The sequence below is a fragment of the Glutamicibacter sp. BW77 genome, from assembly GCF_002332285.1.
Lineage (GTDB): Bacteria > Actinomycetota > Actinomycetes > Actinomycetales > Micrococcaceae > Glutamicibacter > Glutamicibacter bergerei.
On the sequence record NZ_NRGT01000053.1, the window covers coordinates 1 to 21,745 of the forward strand.

At 53.9% G+C, this 21,745-nt stretch carries 14 protein-coding genes and 1 pseudogene; 8 read left to right on the plus strand and 7 right to left on the minus strand.

Annotation, left to right across the window (positions count from 1 at the left end; translation table 11 throughout):
* Positions 1–302: 302 nt before the first annotated feature.
* Together CIK74_RS07630 and CIK74_RS07635 are read left to right on the plus strand one after the other, a co-directional pair.
* On the plus strand, positions 303–1,349 hold the full coding sequence (locus CIK74_RS07630; protein WP_096255269.1) for an IS110-like element ISAar41 family transposase: 1,047 nt from the start codon (positions 303–305) through the stop codon (positions 1,347–1,349).
* 566 nt (positions 1,350–1,915) lie between these two features.
* Positions 1,916–2,773 carry a hypothetical protein gene (locus CIK74_RS07635; protein WP_141392901.1) on the plus strand — a complete coding sequence of 286 codons (858 nt, stop codon included), beginning with the start codon at positions 1,916–1,918 and terminating at the stop codon, positions 2,771–2,773.
* A 611-nt stretch (positions 2,774–3,384) separates the two neighbouring features.
* On the opposite strand, the gene CIK74_RS07640 is transcribed toward CIK74_RS07635, so the two are convergent.
* Positions 3,385–4,758 carry a bifunctional dTDP-4-dehydrorhamnose 3,5-epimerase family protein/NAD(P)-dependent oxidoreductase gene (locus CIK74_RS07640; RefSeq protein ID WP_240520494.1) on the minus strand — a complete coding sequence of 458 codons (1,374 nt, stop codon included), beginning with the start codon at positions 4,756–4,758 and terminating at the stop codon, positions 3,385–3,387.
* 71 nt (positions 4,759–4,829) lie between these two features.
* Positions 4,830–5,828 carry a dTDP-glucose 4,6-dehydratase gene (gene rfbB / locus CIK74_RS07645; protein WP_096255370.1) on the minus strand — a complete coding sequence of 333 codons (999 nt, stop codon included), beginning with the start codon at positions 5,826–5,828 and terminating at the stop codon, positions 4,830–4,832.
* 545 nt (positions 5,829–6,373) lie between these two features.
* Between rfbB and rfbA the strand changes: the two genes are divergently transcribed.
* The 5 genes from rfbA to CIK74_RS07670 all read left to right on the plus strand — a co-directional run bounded on the left by rfbA (position 6,374) and on the right by CIK74_RS07670 (position 14,983).
* Complete coding sequence (gene rfbA, locus CIK74_RS07650; protein WP_096255372.1) at positions 6,374–7,249, plus strand: glucose-1-phosphate thymidylyltransferase RfbA; 876 nt, start codon at positions 6,374–6,376, stop codon at positions 7,247–7,249.
* 2 nt (positions 7,250–7,251) lie between these two features.
* Positions 7,252–8,574, plus strand: a complete 1,323-nt coding sequence (locus CIK74_RS07655) for a BNR repeat-containing protein (protein WP_096255274.1) — start codon at positions 7,252–7,254, stop codon at positions 8,572–8,574.
* Between the two features lie 53 nt (positions 8,575–8,627).
* Positions 8,628–11,708, plus strand: coding sequence for a glycosyltransferase (locus CIK74_RS07660; RefSeq protein WP_096255275.1), 3,081 nt, complete (start codon positions 8,628–8,630; stop codon positions 11,706–11,708).
* Positions 11,709–11,849: 141 nt separating this feature from the next.
* On the plus strand, positions 11,850–13,208 hold the full coding sequence (locus CIK74_RS07665) for a hypothetical protein (protein ID WP_096255277.1): 1,359 nt from the start codon (positions 11,850–11,852) through the stop codon (positions 13,206–13,208).
* Between the two features lie 539 nt (positions 13,209–13,747).
* Positions 13,748–14,983: an IS110 family transposase gene (locus tag CIK74_RS07670; RefSeq protein ID WP_096255279.1), complete on the plus strand. Its 1,236-nt coding sequence runs from the start codon at positions 13,748–13,750 to the stop codon at positions 14,981–14,983.
* A gap of 380 nt (positions 14,984–15,363) precedes the next feature.
* Here CIK74_RS07670 and CIK74_RS19020 read toward each other — a convergent pair whose 3' ends face one another.
* The 5 genes from CIK74_RS19020 to CIK74_RS07695 all read right to left on the minus strand — a co-directional run bounded on the left by CIK74_RS19020 (position 15,364) and on the right by CIK74_RS07695 (position 21,151).
* The gene (locus CIK74_RS19020; protein ID WP_240520489.1) at positions 15,364–15,804 is read right to left on the minus strand and encodes a transposase; all 441 of its coding nucleotides are present in this window, start codon (positions 15,802–15,804) and stop codon (positions 15,364–15,366) included.
* 796 nt (positions 15,805–16,600) lie between these two features.
* Positions 16,601–17,962, minus strand: a complete 1,362-nt coding sequence (locus CIK74_RS07680) for a UDP-glucose/GDP-mannose dehydrogenase family protein (RefSeq protein WP_096255280.1) — start codon at positions 17,960–17,962, stop codon at positions 16,601–16,603.
* Positions 17,962–18,597: a hypothetical protein gene (locus CIK74_RS07685; RefSeq protein ID WP_096255281.1), complete on the minus strand. Its 636-nt coding sequence runs from the start codon at positions 18,595–18,597 to the stop codon at positions 17,962–17,964. Before CIK74_RS07685 ends, CIK74_RS07680 begins: the two co-directional genes overlap by 1 nt.
* Positions 18,594–20,708, minus strand: coding sequence for a glycosyltransferase (locus tag CIK74_RS07690; RefSeq protein ID WP_096255283.1), 2,115 nt, complete (start codon positions 20,706–20,708; stop codon positions 18,594–18,596). The genes CIK74_RS07685 and CIK74_RS07690 overlap by 4 nt, the downstream gene beginning before the upstream one ends.
* A complete protein-coding gene (locus tag CIK74_RS07695) occupies positions 20,705–21,151 on the minus strand; it encodes a hypothetical protein (RefSeq protein WP_141392902.1) in 447 nt (148 codons plus the stop codon). Before CIK74_RS07695 ends, CIK74_RS07690 begins: the two co-directional genes overlap by 4 nt.
* Before the next feature lie 261 nt (positions 21,152–21,412).
* Here CIK74_RS07695 and CIK74_RS19025 point away from each other — a divergent pair.
* A pseudogene (locus tag CIK74_RS19025) lies at positions 21,413–21,708 on the plus strand (IS3 family transposase); the annotation flags it as partial.
* Between the last annotated feature and the right edge of the window lie 37 nt (positions 21,709–21,745).

Genomic DNA, 21,745 nt, shown 5'->3' on the forward strand with positions numbered 1-21,745 from the left:
TTGTTCGGCTGTCCACTAATTCTCTAATGGTTATTGGCAGGTCTGGGACCCGCTGGCAGGATAGGTGCCACCAGCCACGATGTGACTCACACTAATTCTGTCCTTAGAGTATTCTGAGTGACTTTAGCCTGACGTGTCCGTCGTAGCTGGTGACACCAGCCCGGCCCCTTGACATGGCTTCATAGAAGGCCGTCCGCACCCCACCGGGTGCGTGACTCATTAGAGAATCGCCTGCCAAGAACTCTTTCCCGGACCGGTGCCAACCATAACGGCTACCAACCGATGAAGGAGGCGAAACCGTCATGACCATCGTTGCAGAAACATACGACTACGTCATCGGAATCGACACCCACGCACGAACCCACACCTACGCCATAATCAACACCCGCACCGGGAGCAGAGAGGCCTGCCAGGCCTTTCCGACCAGCCCTGCCGGCATGAACCGGACCTTGGCTTGGATCACCAAACGCACTACCGGCACCCTGCTGGCCGCGGTGGAAGGAACCCGGTCTTACGGGGCCACCATCACCCATGCCCTGACCATGGCTGGGTTCCCCGTGGTCGAGGTCAAACCACCACGTAAACAGGCCCGTGCCAGGGTGGGCAAGACCGACGAGATCGACGCCACCGCAGCGGCCATGGGCATTCTTTATCAGGACACCGAGCGTCTGCTTACGCCCCGCGCCGAAGGCACGCGCTCAGCGTTGAACGTACTGGTTGCCAGCCGCGAACGCATCGACGCTGAACGCACCCGGAACCGCAATGCCCTGACGGCTCTGGCACGAGAAATCGACCTCGGTGTTGATGCGCGTAAAGCACTCACTGACATGCAGGTCAAACAGATCAGCGCCTGGCGTGAGCACCCCACCGATTCGGTAGCGCAACGCTACGCGAGGGCTGAGGCCAGTCGCTTGGCCACGGCGGTGCTTGACGCCGACAAGCTACTGGCCGCAAACAAGACACAAATGGCTGAATTGGATGAGCAGATGGCCCCCGGGCTGGCCGCCGAGTTCGGGTACGGGCCGGTGACTGTTGCGTGGATCCTGATCGCTTACTCGCACACAGGCAGAGTACATTCTGAAGCGGCATTCGCGTCTATGGCTGGGGTCGCTCCGTTGCAGGCATCCTCCGGGAACACGGTACGGCACCGGCTTAATCGGCATGGTGACAGGATGCTGAATCAAGCGGTGGACGTCATTGCCAAGGTACGGATGCAGTTCGATCCTCAGACCAAGGACTACGTGGAGAAACGCAAGGCTGAGGGGCTGAGCTACCGGGAAATCAAACGGGTGCTGAAACGGTACATCGTTCGGAAAGTTTTTCGTCGGCTACGCGTGCTGGTCCCTTGACAGAACCCATAGAAGGGTCAGGCTAACCCCAAGATCACTGATCACCAAGGGCCTAAACTCTTGTCAATGCGACGGGCGCGGTGCTTTGAGATCCTCAACTGACGGTTTAGTTTTGTCCCGCCGTCTGTATTGCGGCAACGTCAAGCAGTTCACTCGGCTTCCACTGAGATCAACTCCCAGCTCGGTCGGAGTTCAGGGTGAACCTGCATGATCCGCTCAGTTACGCTAAGGACATCAACCTATGCGGTCACATCACTCACATATAGGCGTGCACCGGGTTGCTCTGCATCTTGCCATTCTGGTGCAGCGACTGATGGTCAACGACTTACGGTTTGTATCGCAGTACGCTGGGGCAGCCTAGAAGCGGGGCTAGGTTTTTGAAGAACTCGCTGTCGCGCGATCACTTCGCGCCATCACACCCCTCAACTGTCTTCGGGCGATTGAGGTGCATTGACTACATTCTTGACTAGCACAAAGTTCTAGGCTCTTTGCATTCTAGTCCTGGCCGGTTGAAAAGAAGTGAAACCTCCAATCCCACCACTACCAATAACTGTTAGTGTAGTGGGATGAATAATGCTTCACTTGACGCTACTTTGCTCGCAACAAACATAAGTAGTGCTGGTCTTGGCAACAGAATGCGATTCACTCTCAGCGCCCTAAGCCTCGCCGAAAGCACAGGACGCGAGTTCTGTTACGCATGGCCACAGTCCGACAAGTTCCGGCCCGCACTAACTGACTTGTGGCACTTCGAGCACGCTGAGATCACATGGGCAGAATCAATCGAAATCGCCAAGACCTATCCTTACGTTGGTACTAGTGAAGATCTCAAAGCGGAAGATTCACTTTGGCATCTGCGCTCTGGAAATCCGCTTACGCTTCCAGCTGGAGCGCAGACATGGTTTGAGCGGCTACGGAAGCTTACCCCGACCCAAGTCGTCCGAGAAAGGGTCGAGACTTATTTTGATGGCTTACGTGGGGCTCCATACGTTGGTGTCTCGATTAGAGCCCACGAGCAGTCTCACGCCAAGACCAAGGAGGGATCTCCGGTCAGCTGGTATTTGAACCGTATGGCGGAAATTCTGGTCCAGTTTCCCAACATGAAGTTCTTCATTTCTTGCGATGTGCCCGAAGTGCAGGATCAAATCGTGTCGACTTTTCCGTCGAGTATCGGTCTGGCGGACAAGGGCAAATACAACTCAGCTGAAGGCGTGGTTGCCAGCGTGGTTGATCTGTATCTGTTGGCCTCGTCGAGCTACATGATTGTTCCTTACTGGTCCTCGTTTCCGATCATGGCGTGGGAACTTGCGGGGCGTAGGATCGCCATGGAAAATAGTCGCGCAGGCCGGCGTGAAATTGATATTGCAGAAGTACCTTTGACTTTCGACCCATTGCGTCCCTTGCGCCGTTTCCAGACCACTCCTTAGGCTTTGGCAAAATTGATAATGCAAAAGGTGCATCATGTAAGGAGATGTTGTTCCACAAATTGAGAGGCTGCTAATCTCTGAGCACGGCAAAGCCTTACAAAGAACTCGCTGAACTACGCGAGCAAGTAGCTGAACTGACCTTAGCCTTCCACAAATTGACGCCCGCTGAGTCCACCTGGATTGCTCCGCACACTCGTGCCGACATGGGTGTGAAGCTGGGTTTAAGCCTTGTACCTCCCGCTTGCTAGAATCGCCCTCTTGGAATTGGCGCTGGCACTAACATCTATCGCAATGGGGAAATCTGGAACCTGACTGCTTTCTGTTTTGCGTTTTCTCGCATATTTAGTCGTCATGGTAGCAAGTAAAAATTGGTGAGTCAGAACTTGGGGCGTGCCTGACAATGCTCACGAGTCAAGACAAAGTTGTAGCTGCAATATTCAGCAAGTTGGCTAAGCCTTACAAAACCTAGCGAGGTATCATGACCGAAACGAGCACCTCGGAGTCTGTAGTCATGACGCTGGCCATTCAAGCTCGAAAGAAAGTGGAAACACACCGTTGAACAAGTGTTTCCGTAGGTGCATCGAACGCCACGTGATTGACCAGGCCTTGCTCTAAATGTCGGTATTGAGGCCATCCAAGTAGGAGTGAAGGGCCTCGCCCTGATTTTGAGGACTGAAGCCGGTAGCTATGATCTTGGCCAAATCCAGCATGGAGTTCATTGGGCGTGGCGCTGCCTGCTTCCCGGAAAAGTAATCCGAAGTACTAGTTCCGGTCACGGCGCTGCGCTCTCGACCTGCAGCGGCAAATGTTTCCTCAGCAATATCGGCCCAGCTCATGGGATCCCCGGAATTGGTCAGGTTATAGGTACCAGCCGGTGCATTCGTGGCCAAGAGGTGGTCGATGCCTGCCGCAATGGTGTCGGTGAATGACAGCCGACCGAATTGGTCGTTGACCACGCTGGGCTCGATGCCTCTAGCCGCCAGATTGAGCATGGTGGCCACGAAGTTCCCACCATCTCCGATGACCCAGCTGGTGCGGATCAAGTAGTGATTCGGAACGGTAGATGCTGCTAAGTCTCCGGCGGCCTTGGACTGGCCATAGACCCCTAAAGGCGCGAACGGGGCTTCCTCGGTGTAGGGGACAGGGGAAGTTCCGTCGAAAACGTAATCGCTGGAAACATGAACCAATGTTAGGCCGTGTTCGATGCAGACACGGGCAAGTACTCCCACGCCCGTGGCGTTGACGGTCCAGGCGACGGACCGCCCGTCCGATGTCTCGGCCGCGTCGACTTGGGTGTAGGCACCAGCATTGATGACGGTGCTGTATCCGGACCAGTCGTAGTCGACTAGGTCGGCGGCGTTGGCGAGATCCAGATCGGTGCGAGTGGCGAAGTCGATGTCGTCGCGTCCGGCGAAGCGGCGCCGAAGTGCAGTACCGAGTTGACCTCCAGCGCCGAGCACCAATGTGCGCAGCGGTGGCACGGGTGCCACTTCGGCTAGGCGCGGATGCTGACGGTCCTTGTTCGACAGCTCGGCTTCTGCCAAAGAAATAGGCCAGGCGATGGCTGCCGTCTCGTCGGCTAGGTTAAGGAACGCGTATTTGTCCGTTGCCTCTGCCGACCAGTGGTCATTCACTAGATAACTGTAGACGGTATTAGGATCCAGTGTTTGGAATGAGTTGCCGACGCCGCGGGGAACAAACACTGCAGTACCCGGATCCAGTTCGGTGGTGAAGACCGAACCGAAGGATTCCCCGGCCCGGAGGTCCACCCAAGCACCGAAAATCCGTCCCGTGGCGACAGAAACAAGCTTGTCCCATGGCTCTGCATGGATGCCGCGGGTTGTGCCCACTGAAGCGTTGAAGGAAATATTGTTCTGCACGGGGCCGAAATCAGGCAGGCCCAGCGCAGTCATCTTCGCTCGTTGCCAGTTCTCCTTGAACCAGCCACGGTTGTCGCCATGGACGGGCATATGGATTATGCGCATTCCTGGTATACCGGGAACCAGTTTGACCTGTAGGTCGGAGGACGGGAGAGTGCTATTCACGTCAGCCATTCTTAGTGGCCAGCCTTCCGGTAGACAGCTTCGGTGGTCGCCTTCTGTGGGCGCCACCAGTTTTCGTGCTGCTTATACCAAGCGACGGTTTCGGCCAGACCAACAGTAAAGTCGGAACGGGCAGGGGTCCAACCAAGTTCGGTCCGTAGCTTGGTTGAGTCGATCGCGTAGCGCAAGTCGTGCCCGGCTCTGTCGGTGACGTGGTCGAATGCGTCTTGTTCCTGGCCGAAGATGTTCAACAACGATTTTACAACGTCGAGATTGTTGTGTTCCCCATCTGCACCAATCAAGTAAGTTTCACCAATCCGTCCGTGGTTCAGGATAGTCCAGACGGCGCTGGAATGGTCGTCGGCGTGGATCCAGTCGCGTACATTCTCACCGCTGCCATAGAGTCGGGGCCGTACACCATCGATCAGATTAGTGATCTGGCGCGGAATGAACTTCTCAACGTGCTGGTAAGGTCCGTAATTATTTGAGCAATTGCTGATCGTACCGGCAACGCCGAATGAGCGTATCCAGGCCCGCACCAGCAGGTCGGACCCGGCTTTGGTCGCGGAATATGGGCTGGACGGATTGTACGGGGTTTCTTCGGTGAACCGCTGCGGGTCATCGAGCTCCAAGTCGCCGTAGACCTCATCGGTGGAAATGTGGTGGTACCGCACCTCATGCTTCCGAGCGGCCTCGAGAAGCGTGAAGGTTCCGATGATGTTCGTATCCACGAATGGGCGAGGATTGGACAGAGAATTGTCGTTGTGGGATTCTGCCGCATAATGCACGATGGCGTCGGCCTCGCTCACGAGGTTTTCGACCAGTGTGCCATCGCAGATATCACCTTCAACTAGGCGGAACCGACGCGGATCCAAGCCGACCAAAGACTCGCGATTTCCCGCGTAGGTCATCTTGTCCAAGACGGTGACACTCGCTTCTGTGTGTTCAAGTACGTAGTGCACGAAATTTGAACCGATAAAACCGGCGCCACCGGTAACTAGAATGTTCTTCATGTGCACCAGATTACCCTCTTGATCTAGGTAACGCATTTATGGCACTTGAGTCGGAGCATATGTTTGTAATCATAATTTGATTTCCAGGCCAGCTTGAATCCCATTGGAATAGGGCGACGATTCGATAAGCTGAAATGCTTGGTACAGATTACAGGGACTAAGTGTTGATTTTGGCTGGATTGAACCCCGCTCACGATCCTGCGCTACTAGACGTAGGCGTGCCACGGTCCACAGCCCCTACCGATATGAACCAGCATGTTGTGCCCCTGCATTTTCTGGCTGAAGCAGCGAACTGTGGCTGCAAAAGATCGTCAGCTGCAACGAAATAGCCAATCGGGCAAAGGTTGCCTGACGCTGCAAAAGTCTCGATTCGCATGGACCGAGGGCGGCCGTTTCTCAGCCCGGATAGGCCGCATTTAGAGTTTAGGTATGTGAATCCCGATGATTCCAGGTTGACGCGGATCGCGTCTAAGGCAATTAATATGTTTCTGCCTCCCGCGTTCCTAGTTTCGATATCAGTGTCTCAGCAACGTATCGTTGTGCTCATGAGGGGAATCATTCTCGCCGGTGGTACGGGCTCGCGGCTGCACCCAATCACCCAAGGCATTAGCAAGCAGCTCGTTCCGGTTTACGACAAGCCGATGATCTACTATCCACTAGCCACTCTTATGCTCGCTGGTATTCGCGAAATCTTATTGATCACTACTCCGCACGACGCCGACCAGTTCCGTGGACTGCTAGGTGACGGTTCACAGTGGGGGATAGAACTGACCTATGCAGTCCAAGAATCTCCTGACGGCTTGGCGCAGGCGTTTCTGATTGGCGAGGAACACATCGGTGACGGCAAGGTTGCACTTGTGCTGGGGGACAACGTCTTTTACGGTTCGGGGTTGGGTACGCAACTGCAGACCCTGAACGATCTCGAAGGCGCAGCGGTATTCGGCTACCACGTTGCTGATCCTCAGGCCTATGGAGTCGTGGAATTTGACAGCGAAGGAAACGCGATTTCCCTGGAAGAAAAGCCGGAACACCCGCGAAGTAACTACGCGGTGCCAGGCCTTTATTTCTACGATAATCAGGTAGTCGAGATAGCTCGTGGTCTCAAGCCTTCACCACGGGGGGAGCTTGAGATCACCGATATTAACCGTCGGTACCTAGAAATGGGCGAGCTAAAGGTCTCGATCCTGCCACGTGGGACGGCGTGGTTGGACACGGGCACGTTTGATTCGCTGAACGATGCGTCTAACTACGTACGTACCATTGAGGCTCGTCAGGGGCAGAAGCTGAGTGCTCCCGAGGAGATCGCTTGGCGACAAGGATTTATCACCACAGACCACTTTAGAAAACTGTCCGAAAGTCTCGTGAAAAGTGGATACGGGAGTTACCTGTTGAGCCTTATTGATCATGGTCAGGGCGACTAGCAATGACTGTACCGAGGATCAGCTATGGCGTTGGACAACCGTGGGGCAATGCTGTGATTACTTCGATCGACGTGGTGGGTGCTGCAGTCTCAGATGTGGCGATTCCACCGACGTTGCTTCAGTATAAGAATTCTCAGGTGGTCGCGTATTACGATGCCGATCGGACGCTGACTATTGCCGACAGGAATATTGGCGGTCTAGTTTGGAATTATAGGAAGCTCGACTCCAGCGCAAAATGGGACAGTCACAACTACGTAGACCTTGGGTTCGATAAGTCTGGCAAGTTGCATGTCGCGGGAAACATGCATGCTTCGCCCTTGCAATACTGGATAATCGACCTCTCAAACGATGAATTTCGACCGGTAAAAGTGAATGCTCTGTTTGATTCTCAGGCCGAGCTGAAAATTACTTATCCTAGATTCATCCGTTCGTCCGATGGCTCCTTAGTCTTCACATATAGAAACGGGTCAAGTGGCGACGGCGACTTCGTGGCAGTAATTTGGGATGACCCTGAACAGCGACACAAGCTGGTTAGTGAAGGTCCATTGATAGACGGCGGCGGCAAACGCAACGCTTATCTTGACTCAAACGCCCCGATCTTGGGACCCGATGGTCTCTGGCATCTGCTGTGGGTGTGGCGGGACTCACCTGACGCTGAGTCGACTCACACCATCAACTACGCGTGCAGTCAAGACCTGGTTGCGTGGAGAAGTGGGGATGGCCGTCCGCTGAATCGACCGATTACTCTAAATGAACAGAGCGTAGTGGATCCGGTGCCAATGGGCCATGGGCTTATTAACAATAACGTTCGGCTTGGCTTCATGCCGGACCACCGCCCTGTCGCGCTATATCACAAGCGGGATGCGAGCGGCTCGCAACAACTATGGTCAGCCATATTTGAAGATTCGAGCTGGATCATACGACAAGTTACGAATTGGAACTTCGCCTGGAACTTCCAAGGGCAAGGATCATTGGACTTCAAGATTGAAATTGGGGTTCCACTTACGACGACCTATGGACTGTCAGTCGACGTCCGCCTCAACGAAGAAGTTCAGACCTACTTGTTCGACGCGGACTTGACGCTCGTTTCCGCAGAAGTCGCCGTACTTTGGGGACCCTTGAATCGGAGTACGCGCTCCGATGGACTGATTGATAGGTGTGAAGCAGCTCGTGGTTGGTTGGCGGAGGACGACAGCCGGGAGTGGTTTATTTCTTACGCTTCGGTGCCAGATCAGAGGGATCAGCGTCCAAAGAGTGACATTCCAACGTCACATCCACTATCCATAGTCGGTATTTCGGGTTCCCAAGGCAACTGCAGCCCATAACTTGGGCTCTTTTAAATACTTGATATATATCAACACTCATAGGGATAAAATAAATGTCTAAAACGTTCGATCAATATTCTGATTTAGATCTCTTGCTCGATTCAGGAATCTTTGATCGATATTGGTATTCCGCTCAAAGTGACAGGTTTTTTTCAAGTGTTCAAGCGGCTGCGGAGGACTTTCTCGCGTTGGGCATGTCGAAAGAGATGTCCCCACACCCGCTCATGGACGTCCGGTCGTGGCCGGGACATTTGCGTACCGCGTGGAAGGATGGAAAACTCGGCCCCGTCTTAAAATGGTTCCGCAGATCTCTTGATTCTCAGCCCCCCGTTGGACCACTCCTTGTCCCGCGCATGCTAAATACCCGTGGCAACGTTATTTCTTCTGGGGACGTGGCCGCGCATGCGGGCGGCACATTAGGTTGGCTTCTTCAACATGCCCCCGATGACTATGTCGTTGATTTTCCTGAAGGACAGTGGGTCTGGGGAAATGTACTGAGTTCAAAGACGAAAATCGTCGACACAATCAAAACCCAAACCTACAAGTCGCGACGGCGTGTGACAGCCAAGTGGGACAAGAGCGCTGAAGACGAATGGAGAGGAAGGGTCAATCCGATTGGTCTGCCCTCCTCGAATGGCGGCGAGCCGCTCGTTAGCATCATCATGCCGGCTTGGAACCGTGCCGACGTCATAGCTAAAGCTATTCGATCCGTGCAACGTCAAACAATGGATCTTTGGGAATTGATCGTTGTTGATGACGGATCTTCAGACGCAACACGGGACGTCGTGCGTCTCTTGGCGACCGCAGACCCTCGCATTTCTTTGATTTCAGCGGAGCATGGCGGAGTATCCGCTGCCCGAAACCATGGGATCAACCGTGCAACTGGTCGATGGGTTTCTTTTTTAGACACGGATAATGTCTGGCCTGACGAATATCTTGAACTGTCTATCAAGGGCGCCCTCGAGTCCGACGCACAAGCAGTTTATGCCGGGCTGGAACTTCATAATGCAGGGGAAGTCTCCTATAGGGCATACCAGGGTGCTTTAGATGAATTGATGATTGTGAACCACATTGATCTCAACGTCTTAACCGTCGAACGGTCTTTGGCCGTTGAGGTGGGGGGATTCGACGAAGGGCTTAAACGCTGGGTCGATCATGACTTCGCTATTCGCATCGCAAAGCTTTCAGTTCCTCGGCTTTTACCATTCATAGGGTGCAAGTACTGGGATGATCGTGAAGCCGAAACTCGGATTACCACTTCCGAATCGGAGTCGTGGCAATGGGTCGTGCTCGGGAAGAACCTAGTCGATTGGCAGTCGAAGGAAGAACGCACAACAGTCCCGGGACGAGTGACGATTTCTATGCCCGTCTATCAGGATTGGTCGATGACCGCCCGAGCAGTAAAGAGTGTTCTTGAGCGCTCAGGGTCAGTCGATATTGAAGTAGTAGTAATCGACAACGGATCGGCTTATCACTACAGCGCGGCCCTCGGCTTGCTCCTTGAATCTGATCCACGAGTCAAATACGTACGTCTACCGCGCAATTTGAACTTCGCCATCGGTTCAAATTATGGTGCATACCTAGGAACGGGCGAATTCACATGTTTCCTGAACAATGACACTATCGTCCGTGAGGGCTGGTTGGAACCGTTGCTGGAGCGATTGCAGAACCCAGCGGTGCTTGCAGTGCAGCCGCTGTTGCAATATCCGGACGATTCCATCCAAACAGCGGGCACAGTCTTCATGGCGGAGAATAGGCTGCCGGGTCACTTCCTTGCCAACCACCCTCCAGAAGATGCAGCAATTGTCGCGGACAGCGAATTTTCGGCCATTACTGGTGCTTGCATGCTGTGGCGAACAAAAGACGTGGCAAGCCTGAGAGGTTTTGACCCATTCTTCGTCAACGGAATGGAGGACATTGACCTATGTCTACGGGCAATCGAACAGAATGGCGGCTACTTTGCTGTTGAGCCCCGTTCTAAGGTCACGCACCATGAAAGTAAAACGCCTGGGCGTGGGCGAAATATCGTGTCTAACCGACGAGAATTTATGAAGCGGTGGGCAGGCAAGCTTCCCTCACCGGAAACGGACAAGTACGTTCGGGCTGGTTTCGAGTTGGCGCACGTGGGTGGCGACAACAATTTCATCCCATCTCCACGGCCGATCGTTACGCGTGCTAAACAGCCTGACAAGCCGCGTTGGGGCATTCGATTCGCAGCGACGGGCGGCTCAAACGGAGATAAGTGGGGCGATACTCACTACGTCAATTCCTTGGCCGAAGCCTTGCGAGGAGCAGACTGTGAAGTCGTGAGCTACCGCCACGGCCATAATGTCGACCAAGATCAGGTATTTGACGATGTCAATCTCGTCATCAGAGGGCTGGATAAAATATCGCCTATTCCGGGAGCGGTAAATGTTCTGTGGGTAATTAGCCATCCTGAGGATGTGTCTGTCGAGGAAATTCAATCCTTTGATCTCGTCTACGCATCTTCGCTGTCTTGGTCTGCTGATATGACCAAGCTGAGTGGGCGTGAAGTCAGACCTCTTCTCCAAGCTACGGATACTAGTCGATTCCATCTGCCAGCGCTTGGATCCGAAGACCGGTCGCGGCCAACAACTTTCGTAGGGGCCAATACATACAATCGTGACCGAAAGGTTGTTTCGGATGCGTTGGTTTCCGGTATTGATCTTCGAATCATCGGGCACGGCTGGGCTGATGTTCTCGAGCCGCGGATGTACGAGGCCGAGGGAATCAAAAATGAACTTCTGGGGGATTTCTACAGGTCTTCGAAGCGCGTCCTAGCTGACCACTGGACGGACATGGCAGAGCAGGGATTCATTCAGAATCGTATCTTCGATGCAATTGCTTGTGGTACACCTGTAGTCTCGGACCAAGTGTCTGGCCTGTCAGACGTTTTCGGCAGCATGGTTCAGGTTTATGAGTCACTCGATGAGCTCCGATGGTTGTGTAGTCCAGAAGGGCTTGCAGCTTTCGGTACGGGAGAAGAACGTGCTGCGCAAGCCCGCCAAGTACTAGAACAGCATTCGTTCCAAGCCAGGGCAAGAACGCTGACGCAAGATGTTCGCGAGTGGCTATTGCAGAGGAATGTGAAGCCATCCATGAACGAGGTATGAACCAAAGGCTTGTGGATCAATAAAATCACCGAGCCGGATGTTAGACGGGCAATAAAGTAGCCTCATTTCACTAGGACCGTCGATTTTCTAGCCCGCCACTAGAGTGGCATCGAAATGACAATGATTAAGGAGTAGGTCCGGATGAGCAAAGCAGACATGATTGGCTTCATCGATCAAATTACGGGGGACCGTTTGAAAGTGCTCGGTTGGCTCCGGATCAGCGACGGTATCGCGCCACATCTTCAAGCAACACTTGGAGGTAAGGTCCTGGGTGCGGCCGAGTTTGGTCGCGAGCGCGAGGATGTGTTGAAGGCTACGGGTCTGAAGAATCGGGCGTTCGCTATCACGTTTACTCGCCCAATCAGCGCGCTCGAGGTCCTGGGAGGCGGCCTACAGGTGGCGACTGATGTCGATGGCCAGCAACAGCTTTTGCCGCTGTCTGCCGGGGGGAAGCTCGCCGAAACCAAACTCGCGTTTGCTGACCTGTCGAGCAAGCTACCAGGTTCAGTATCTGGCACCTCCGATGCAAGATACGATCATGGCGAGGCTCTGGCCTACGCTGCAGAAACGAAGCAGGTGGGGCAATCTGGGCATCTGACGCCAGTGCTGTTCCCCATCGGACTGCGATCGCGGGACAACGCGGCCCAGCTTGGTCATGACGGACATATCTTTCTCACCGAGGGGTCAAATAACCTCCTCGGCCGATATAAAGAGCCCGAAGGCCCCGAGGGACGAATGCAGCTGGAGCAGGAAACCAAAGCTTGGGTGAATCTGATCCGTGAGCGTAACGACAAGATCGCAGGAAGAGGGATGGGATTCGTTCAGATCGTCATTCCGGAGAAGCTCACGGCCATGAGGGAACTTGCCCCGGTGAGTATCACCGGACCGACCCCACTGTTTGCGCGGATCGAAGAAGCGCTAATAACCGAGCCATACTGGATCAGCGGTCTGGAGATCTTTAAAAACTGGGTCGGCCAGATCCCTCCGTGGCAGCGCAACGACTCGCACAACTCGGCTGCCGGTTCCCTCGCGATCACCCGAGGACTGATCGCAGGACTACCAGGATGCGAAACAGACGTCTTGGACGATGTGCCCCTCATAAACCGCAGCTACCAAGACGGAGACCTCGCGGAGAGATTCTTCGGCCTCCCGCTCTGGGACGAGCACCTCAACCCAGAACCGAATTTTCTGGCCGAGGCCAGCGCCGGGATCGAGAACACAATAGCCTACAACCCGGCCAAAGGTCACCTGGGCACTCACATGGTCTGGCGGAACAACAAGGCACCGATTCAGAAATCCGTGGTCGTTTTCGGAAATTCATTTTTCGGCCAGAGTGCAAACTCACCTGCCAAACTTGGTTGGTGGTTCGCACGACTGTTCGCCGAGTATCACCTTGTGTGGAAGCCTGAAATCGACTACGACTACATCGACAAGGTGAAGCCCGACTATGTGATCGCCCAAACAATCGAAAGGTTTCTCGGGCGATTCCCAACCACGTGACATAACAACCGAGAAGGTCCCCGGTGCTGTTGGGGTCCTTTCGCGAACCCGCCCTGAACGCCGGATGAGCGAGAGGAGTAGCCAGCTCCTTAGCGGATCTAAGCCAAGAAATACGTGGAACACCGCACCGCCGAAGCCCTGACCTACCGGGAGATCAAGCGGATCCTGCAACGCGTACATTACGCGCAACATCTATCGTTAGTTGCAGCAACTCATGGCTCTACTTTGAATATAGAAGCTTCCCAGCGGGCTTCGCCAACGCCGAGCATGATTGAGAATTACCACTCTGCTTGCGTTCCCAAACTGGAGCCTTGTGCTGAACCGGCGGCAAGCGCATTCTGAGGTTGTTGGTGGTGTCGACATGCCGGTATGACTTTGGTGCCTTGAGCCCGGATAGAAGCTTGGCCTGCGCGGATTTTCACGAGAACCGTGGATTGTTGCTTCGAGCACGAGTACTAGATTTCAACGTTTCACTCCTTAATCCCACGACACCACCAACGCCAGGATCCGATGATCATGTTGGAAGGAAGTGAAGCACGATGGAGATCGTGCATGAGCGTGCCGCAGGAATCGACATCTCCAAGCGGGACGCCAAAGTTGCCGTGCGGAAACCGGGGCAGCGCCGCGGAACCTACCGCACCGAGGTGAAGACCTTCGGCGCCACCACCGCCCAGATCCGCGAACTTATCGGCTACCTGAACGCCGAAAAGGTCAGTGTCATCGTCATGGAAGCGACCAGCGACTACTGGAAGCCGTTCTATTTCCTTATGGAGGAAGAACAACTGCCGGTTATCCTCGTCAATGCCAAACGCGCCAGGAACATTCCGGGTCGGAAATCCGACGTCAATGACGCGACCTGGCTCGCTGAACTGGCGGCCCACAATTTGCTGGCCGCCTCCTTCATCCCTCCTGAACCGATCCGGCATCTTCGCGATCTGACCCGGGCTCGCTCGGCGGTGGTGCATGACCGGACCAAGGTCTATCAGCGGTTGGAGAAGTTCTTGGAGTCTTCCGGAATCAAGCTCTCCAGCGTTGCCTCCAGCCTGACTGGGGTGTCCTCGCGGCATATGCTTGACGCTCTGGTGGCCGGGGAACGAGACCCGCAAGTCTTGGCGGACCTGTCGATCCGTTCTATGCGGCGCAAGATCCCTGAACTTGTCGAAGCGCTTGAGGGGCGGTTCACCGAGCATCATGCCGCCATGGTGAAACTTCATTTACACCACATCGACACGCTCGATGAACAGCTTCGGGTGCTGGATCAGATGATCACCGAGGCGATGATCCCATTCGATCAGGCCTGCAAGGCCTTGGAAACTGTGCCCGGGATCGGCAAGCAGACGGCGCAGGTCATCATCGCTGAAGTCGGCGTGGACATGAATGTTTTCGCTGATGCGGCGCACCTGGCCTCGTGGGCCGGAGTCTGCCCGGGGCAGAACGAGTCAGCAGGACGGCAACGCTCCTCGCATACTCGTGGTGGCAACGTGTATTTGCGGGCGGCGCTGGGAACCGCCGCGCTGGCGGCGATCAAGTACAAGGAGTCGTTCCTGGCGGCCCGGTACCGGCGGTTGTATCTTCGCAGTGGAGGAAGCCGCGCGCTGGTTGCCATTGAGCACACCATCATCGTGGCTATCTGGCATTTGTTGGCTAACGGTGAGGTGTTCAAGGAGCTTGGTCCGGACTACTACGATCAGCACAACAAGGATCGTGCGAAATCACGGGCGGTCAAGGAACTTGAACGGCTTGGCTACGAGGTCCATCTGGACTCGGCTGCCTGAACGCGCACATCATCACCTACGTTCGATAGTTTGGAATCAATATCAGAATTCTTGACCCTGCTGGGCTTCGACTCTTGCCAGAGGCTTGGGTGCTGACGTGCGCCTTCATGGTGGAAGCGTTGATTGCGGACGTTCCAGTATTCACGTACTAGGGTCTTACTAGACAGCGGCATCAAATTCGGGATGCTTCTATGTTTGTCAATGGGCCGACAACGGCATTCCGTTAGTCAATGTCCGATGGATTTGTCTTGTGATATATCGCTTGAGGCTACGCATAATTTCGCGGTTACTGCGACCTTCGGCGGTCTTGCATTCAACGTATTCGCGAGTGCCAGGGTCCGTGTGCATCCTTGTTAACGCGATGGTATTGATGGCTCGATTCAGTCGACGGTCACCACCCGATTAAGCCGATGCCTGACGGTGTTTCCTGAGGACGCGGGAATCGGACAGGTACCTGCGATCATGGCAAAGGCAGCCTCGGAACGTATACGTTCTGGATGTGACCAGACGGTCATGATGATCGCAGCAGTCACCGCACCCACGCCATGCATCGCCAACAGCGACGGTGTATGTTCAGACGTCAGCTCCGTGAGGTTGATCTGGTTGGCCTTTTGATCGCCATCCAGCCCGTTGATCTGTTTTGCTAGACATACAGCTTCGCCGCGGGCAATACCGGTGCCAAGCGGCTCATCTCGATCGCGCCGTGCTGTAATGCTCTTGATCTGCATTGCGCTCAGGGGCTTACGGGCATCCATACCTAAATCTTGTGCCCGTACCAGCGCCGTCAGTGCGTTAATGGCTCGTAGCCGATCGGTGTTCATCTGGTCGCGCCCTACGCTAAGTACTCTAAGCGCAAGTCTGCACATCGCCTGTTCGACGGTCACGCAGCTTTTCAAGATCCATTACTGGTGTCGATCTAGTTGCTGTAATTGCGTCCAGATTGTCTGTTTTCCCTTTGCCTCGAAGCCGTTTGGCTGAAGGAGTGGGCGCTTCAACCACACGATATCCTTCCTGCGCTAGTCGTTCGGACATGACGGCTCCGTAAGAACCGGTGCACTCTGCCGTGGTAAGAACAGCGTCGATATTGTCTTCCTTCGGTTCGGCGCTTAATCCAGGTTGCTACACGGGTCAAGCCTGTGGAATTGGTCGGGAAGGTTTCTTGAGCCAGATCCCGAACTGAAGGCGATTCCAAAATCGCGTATGTCTGTGTTGCTGCGTGAGTGTCCACGCCAATAATAAATCGATAGTGATCTGCCACAATTGGCATAAGATGTCTCCTTCTTGCGAGCGGACGTCGTTACCGATGGCAGCCCGGGAGAAGTTCATTACGAGGCATGCCTGTAAGGGGCCACAATCCACGAAGATTGTGCAGGCTTCTGATCAAGCCATCGCGGTGGGCCATGTCGACGCCGGTCCTTCCGGCCAGACGGACAGATCCCGGAAATGACACCCTTTGCGGGTCAGAAGATTCATGAGTCACATCGGGTCGGAGGAACCAGTATCACCCTGCCAGCTAGCCCCAGGGCAGCCACTACCAACAATTACAGACGGTTCAATTGGCCCGGAACGGTAATGATCCGGGCCAATCCCAAATTTAATGACTGATTAGACTGTCGATCAGTCCTTGACATGTGCCGATTTCATTCCGAGTGCGTGATAGTCCCACCCAGCATTGATCCAGCTCATTCGATCTAGAACATTGCGTCCGTCGACAATCTTCTTGGAGTCAACTAGATGGGCAGTTTGTACCGGATCCATCTCGCGGAATTCTTGCCACTCCGTGAGGAGAAGGACGAGATCAGCTCCTTGTAGAGCAGCTTCGAGCGAATCGCTATAGGTTAACCTCGGGAACCGCTTGGCGGAGTTCTCCATACCCTTAGGGTCGAAAACACGAACGTCAGCACCTTGCCCATAAAGACGTGCAGCAATATCCAGTGCCGGCGAATCGCGGACATCGTCGCTGTTTGGCTTGAAGGTAGTACCCAAGACAGCGATCTTCTTTTTGTTCACTCCGTTGGTGAGAGAGTGCGCAACATCGATGACGCGTTCGCGTCTGCGTAGATTGATGTTATCGACCTCATGCAAGAAGGCCATGGTGCGGTCCAGTCCGAGTTCGCTGACTCGTGCCTGAAGTGCCCTGATGTCCTTAGGTAGACAACCACCACCGAAACCGACGCCGGCGTTGAGGAATTTTCGCCCAATACGTGCGTCGTGACCAATGGCATCTGCGAGAGTTCGGATGTCACCGCCAACCTTTTCAGTAACTTCGGCGAACGCGTTAATGAACGAGATCTTTGTCGCAAGGAAGGCGTTCGCCGCGACCTTGACCAGCTCCGCGGTCTCATAATCTGTGGTGATGAACGGGGTGTCTCGGGAGATGGCCTCCTCGTAGACTTCGCGTAGTGCAGTTATCGCAGTCTCGTCGTTGGCTCCCACGACGAGACGATCCGGACGAAGGGTATCCTGAACGGCAAAACCTTCGCGCAAGAACTCCGGGTTCCAGGCAAAGCTGATGTCGACGTTGGGCCGCTTGACGCTTTCAACGAGGTTTTGCAGGCGCCGGGCGGATCCGACAGGTACTGTCGATTTTCCAACAATGACGCAATCATGCGTCGCCGCAGTGGCAATTGCTCGCACCGCTTCGTCTACATAGGTCATGTCAGCACCTCCTTCGCCGTCCTTCTGCGGGGTGCCAACAGCGATAAAATGGATATCCCCAAAGGCCCCAGCTTCTTCGACAGACGTCGTGAACTTGAGCCGCCCGGAGCTAAGGTGCTTGGTTAGCAGCTCTGGTAGATCAGGCTCATGAAAGGGGAGCACGCCGCGGCTCAGTCGTTCGATCTTGTCTGGGTCTACATCAACCCCCAGCACTTCGAACCCCAACTCGGCCATGGCCGCTGCATGAGTGGCACCAAGGTAGCCTGTCCCAATCACGGTCAGCCGTGGTTTGGTGCTGATGTTTTCTGGTGTGATGGTCATTATGCTAGTTCCAATCCAAGGCGTGCTGTTGAAAGTAGGTATTTCAGGTTCTTCCATTCCTGCAACGATGTGTCGATGCTGTCGGGGATCACAATGGTTCCAGCATCGAGGTCTTCGGCAAACAAGCATGCCATCGCAATGAACGGGTACCAAGAAGCGAGACCCGTTGAGGACTGGTGCAACCAAGCATTGGAGGCTACAGACAACCCGTTGATCCGGCGGACAGCTCCGCTGGCCTTATCCGAATGCAGCACCTCCAAATAGCTTTCGGTCTGGTTCGAGGGCCGCAGCAGACGATCGGGCACCAGGGTATCCCGGACTAAAATGAGCTTCCGTTCTCCGATGGGCAAGGGCTGTGGGTAGTATTCAATCGGTTGCAGGTCAAGTTGCACTGGAATCGAAAGTGCCTTCATCGCGTTTGCGACGGCAGGAGAAAACTTGTGAGGCATGGTCACCGGACCGCCAAATGTTGAACCGAATACCAAATACGCCGCAATAGCTTGCCTATCCCAGTGCCGCGTCTTTGGTTGGCAATCCATCCAAAGTGCCGAGATCGTGGGCGTTCCGTCATATTCGCCGGGTTCGGCGAATAATCCCGACTGTCCATCAAACTCGTTTTGCCACGTTACGATCATGCCTTGACTCTTTCTGATGCTGGAAGGGTATTCACTGGAGCGTAAATATTGAGTTCATCCCTGGCCAAGACGCTATGTACATCCATTCGCCCCAAGGCAACCCATGACGTCCACGTCGTACCGGTCGGATCAATCAGAAAAGTAAATGATGTTGTCTTCTCCCGATGGCGGATTTTCCGAGAATCCGCATAGAAATTCGCTTCGATCAACTGGTTTTTATCTTCGTCAAGGAGTCCTCGAACCGTCACTACTATTGCTTGTTTCAAGCCTGATTGTTCCAAAAGTACTTGCGCGGTGTCTGAGAGGTAGTCATTGATCATGACATTCGGATCATCAATATTGCCAAAGGTATCAGGGCCAACTGACTCGGTGTTAAGGACAGCAACTACATTTGGGACGATACCGCTTGCAGTGATCATTGCGAGTTTCGCAGCAGAAACTGTGCCTGCGGAAATTAAAACACCAAGTTCTCTATCCTCGTGGGAAACCTGTACACCGTTCGAGGTTCCGTCGTCGGCGACAAGTTGCAGAGCCGAAGACCGTCGCGTCACCAAATGGTCCGGGAGGAACGGAAGCAGTCTATCCAGCTGATCTGCGAAGCGAATCTTGGTCCAATCGTTGGCTCCGCGTTGCTCTTTCATGTGCTTGGCTCCCCGAGCCGTTGTCCCGAACGAAAACATCTGACGGGTTTGCCGTGCCGCCAGCTTCTGGGTGTGTTCGTCGGATACGGTGATTTGGCCTGGATGCATTCGGCGCATCATTAGGATTTCTCCTGAATGAGCGAACCGATACCCCGATCGAACCATCCGCAGGGCCAGATTGTTGTCGACCCCGCTGGAGAGCGATTCGTCGTATCTTAAGCGCTGAAGTATTTTCGTTTCCAAGAGCCATGTTCCGTGACCGGGTGCCCCACCTGTGTCGTCGATGGTTCCAGCATTGAGGGCTTTTGCCCGGTATAGCTTCATCTCGCCCGATGCATCATCAAAATTAACGAACGCGCCAAACGTCCCGTGGAGGCCCGTTTCAAGCGCATCTAGTTGCGACTGAAGACGCCAGGGTGTCATTAAATCATCGTCATCGTGGACTGCCGTATAAGCACCCCGGGATTCGTCTGCGGCACGATTTCGTGCCGCAGCTACACCTGCCTGATTCTGGTGGAAGTAGCGGATCCGGGGGTCATTGAAGCCCTCGACAACTTCGCGTGTATCGTCGGTAGATCCATCGTCGACTACAACGATCTCAAAGTCTTGCATTGTTTGACCGAGTACGGAGGTGATGCTCTCGAACAGATATTTGGAACGGTTATGGGTAGCTATGGCTACGGAGACTAACGGGGGAGTACCATCCAGCCGGTGGAGCCAGTCGCTCGTGTTCCGCACGAAGGATTTGTCGTTGTAGACAATGCTTTTGTTGTACTCGATTGCCTCTCGGGCCTCTTTCGAGACTTCCACCAACGCTCTCGTTGGAGGATGCCACATGTGGTACATCCGAACATCGGGATCATCTACCCAAAGAAGACGCTGCCCGGCGCGTTTGGCACGTGTGGCGAAATCGATATCCTCCCCGCCATACGTGTGCATCCGTTCATCTAAACCGCGAATGCGTGCGTAGATTTCCCGATGGACGGCCATCATCCCTCCCATGCCCCATCGAGGTCGGAGTCTGGACACACTATCAAACTCTTCCCAAGTAAATCCGGCTTCCGCAACTTCTTGGTCACTCCAGCCTTTTGGAAGATCGCGGCATTGAAGCAAAAGACATAAAGTTGGATCGTTCAATAAAGTATTGCCAATTACTTCAAATGATCGAGGACTGAAGATCATGTCCGCGTCCGTTGAGACAAGTACTTTGCCTTTTGCATGCGCGAATCCAGCGTTTAGCGCACGTGATCGGGACCAAGTTCCATTTGTTTCGGTATATACGTAACGTGCTCCGACAGATTCTATTCCTGCTTTTGTTACTTGACCGTCATCGGAACCGTAGTCTGAAACAATGACTTCACCCTTGAGCGGTCCGAAAGATTCGAGAATGCTCTGGACAGCAAGTTGTAGTCGTCTTTGGCCCCAGTTTCGAAATCCGATAACTACTGAAATATCCACGTTTGTGCTCATCGAGTCATACCTACTTCAAGAATCCGCTGTAAACCAGAATAAACCTGACCGTTTAGTGAGCTAAGGGTTTGTACGTATGTGCCGCTAATGCGCCCGTCCGTAAATGGTTTACGTTCCGGCCAAGTGAGGAAAATAATTTCAAGGATGCCTGGACCGTCAAGCAAAAGAGTTGGTCCGTATTTGAGCCCAGGAGTTTCAGCCTCGGGTACGTACGCGAAATACGAATCAAGAGAATTAGACCAAGCCAGTTCTAACTTTGATTGACCGTGAGTGTTCTCGGGAAGCCATCTAATTTTAGCAACGATTGATTTTGGACTCACGATTTCGCTAAGTGCAAAAACCAAGGTGACCTCTGTGTTAGGTTCCGTGACGAAGTACGAAAATACTTTTTGTTTATTGCTTTGCATATCTACTCTTTCGTCGCGTTGCTGCGATTCAGTCATACCCGACAGACGGTGGCTAATCAAACTTATGGTATCGGCAGAATAGCGAGAATCGAAATTAGCGAAGTTTATGGGTTGCCGGGGCGTGAAGACGATGAGTAACAATTTTTTAGTAAAGTTGAATACCTGTCATCTAGAAATCAACGGGTCAGCATAATCATCTTATTCCAGTAGGGGAGAGCGACTATCGGCTAAAAGATGCCTAGGGTGAGGTAGCTATTGGCTATGCAGGATGCTCAGCAATGCAGTAATCCGGCCGACACGTAGCAGGGGTTCATCTATCTCTTCACGATCATCGACTGCCATTCAGGCCGCGGAAGCGTCTATGTCTCAGCCTCTTACAGGAGCTTGGTCGACCGGTTGGGCATGCGTTCGTCCACGGGCAAAACTGGAATTTCCTTTTAACAACGGCCAGGCTGATACTTTCTTCTCGGCCGCGAAAATAAACAGTCTTATCACACGGACCACGCCATGAAGGAATGGTCACGCAAATGCGACATTCGCTGCATCGAGGCTTTTACAACAATCGCAAGCGCCATTCGGCGCTCGATTACTGACGTCCAAATGAAGTCCTTTATGGTTGCCAGCGGTCAG

Bases quoted from the DNA above. Each gene is read 5' to 3' on its own strand.
- CIK74_RS19020 (WP_240520489.1), bottom strand. From the start codon at position 15,804: ATGAACACCGATCGGCTACGAGCCATTAACGCACTGACGGCGCTGGTA.
- rfbB (WP_096255370.1), bottom strand. From the start codon at position 5,828: ATGAAGAACATTCTAGTTACCGGTGGCGCCGGTTTTATCGGTTCAAAT.
- CIK74_RS07655 (WP_096255274.1), top strand. From the start codon at position 7,252: ATGACTGTACCGAGGATCAGCTATGGCGTTGGACAACCGTGGGGCAAT.
- CIK74_RS07665 (WP_096255277.1), top strand. From the start codon at position 11,850: ATGAGCAAAGCAGACATGATTGGCTTCATCGATCAAATTACGGGGGAC.
- CIK74_RS07660 (WP_096255275.1), top strand. From the start codon at position 8,628: ATGTCTAAAACGTTCGATCAATATTCTGATTTAGATCTCTTGCTCGAT.
- CIK74_RS07680 (WP_096255280.1), bottom strand. From the start codon at position 17,962: ATGACCATCACACCAGAAAACATCAGCACCAAACCACGGCTGACCGTG.
- CIK74_RS07695 (WP_141392902.1), bottom strand. From the start codon at position 21,151: ATGACTGAATCGCAGCAACGCGACGAAAGAGTAGATATGCAAAGCAAT.
- CIK74_RS07630 (WP_096255269.1), top strand. From the start codon at position 303: ATGACCATCGTTGCAGAAACATACGACTACGTCATCGGAATCGACACC.
- CIK74_RS07685 (WP_096255281.1), bottom strand. From the start codon at position 18,597: ATGATCGTAACGTGGCAAAACGAGTTTGATGGACAGTCGGGATTATTC.
- rfbA (WP_096255372.1), top strand. From the start codon at position 6,374: ATGAGGGGAATCATTCTCGCCGGTGGTACGGGCTCGCGGCTGCACCCA.
- CIK74_RS07635 (WP_141392901.1), top strand. From the start codon at position 1,916: ATGAATAATGCTTCACTTGACGCTACTTTGCTCGCAACAAACATAAGT.
- CIK74_RS07690 (WP_096255283.1), bottom strand. From the start codon at position 20,708: ATGAGCACAAACGTGGATATTTCAGTAGTTATCGGATTTCGAAACTGG.
- CIK74_RS07670 (WP_096255279.1), top strand. From the start codon at position 13,748: ATGGAGATCGTGCATGAGCGTGCCGCAGGAATCGACATCTCCAAGCGG.
- CIK74_RS07640 (WP_240520494.1), bottom strand. From the start codon at position 4,758: ATGCGCATAATCCATATGCCCGTCCATGGCGACAACCGTGGCTGGTTC.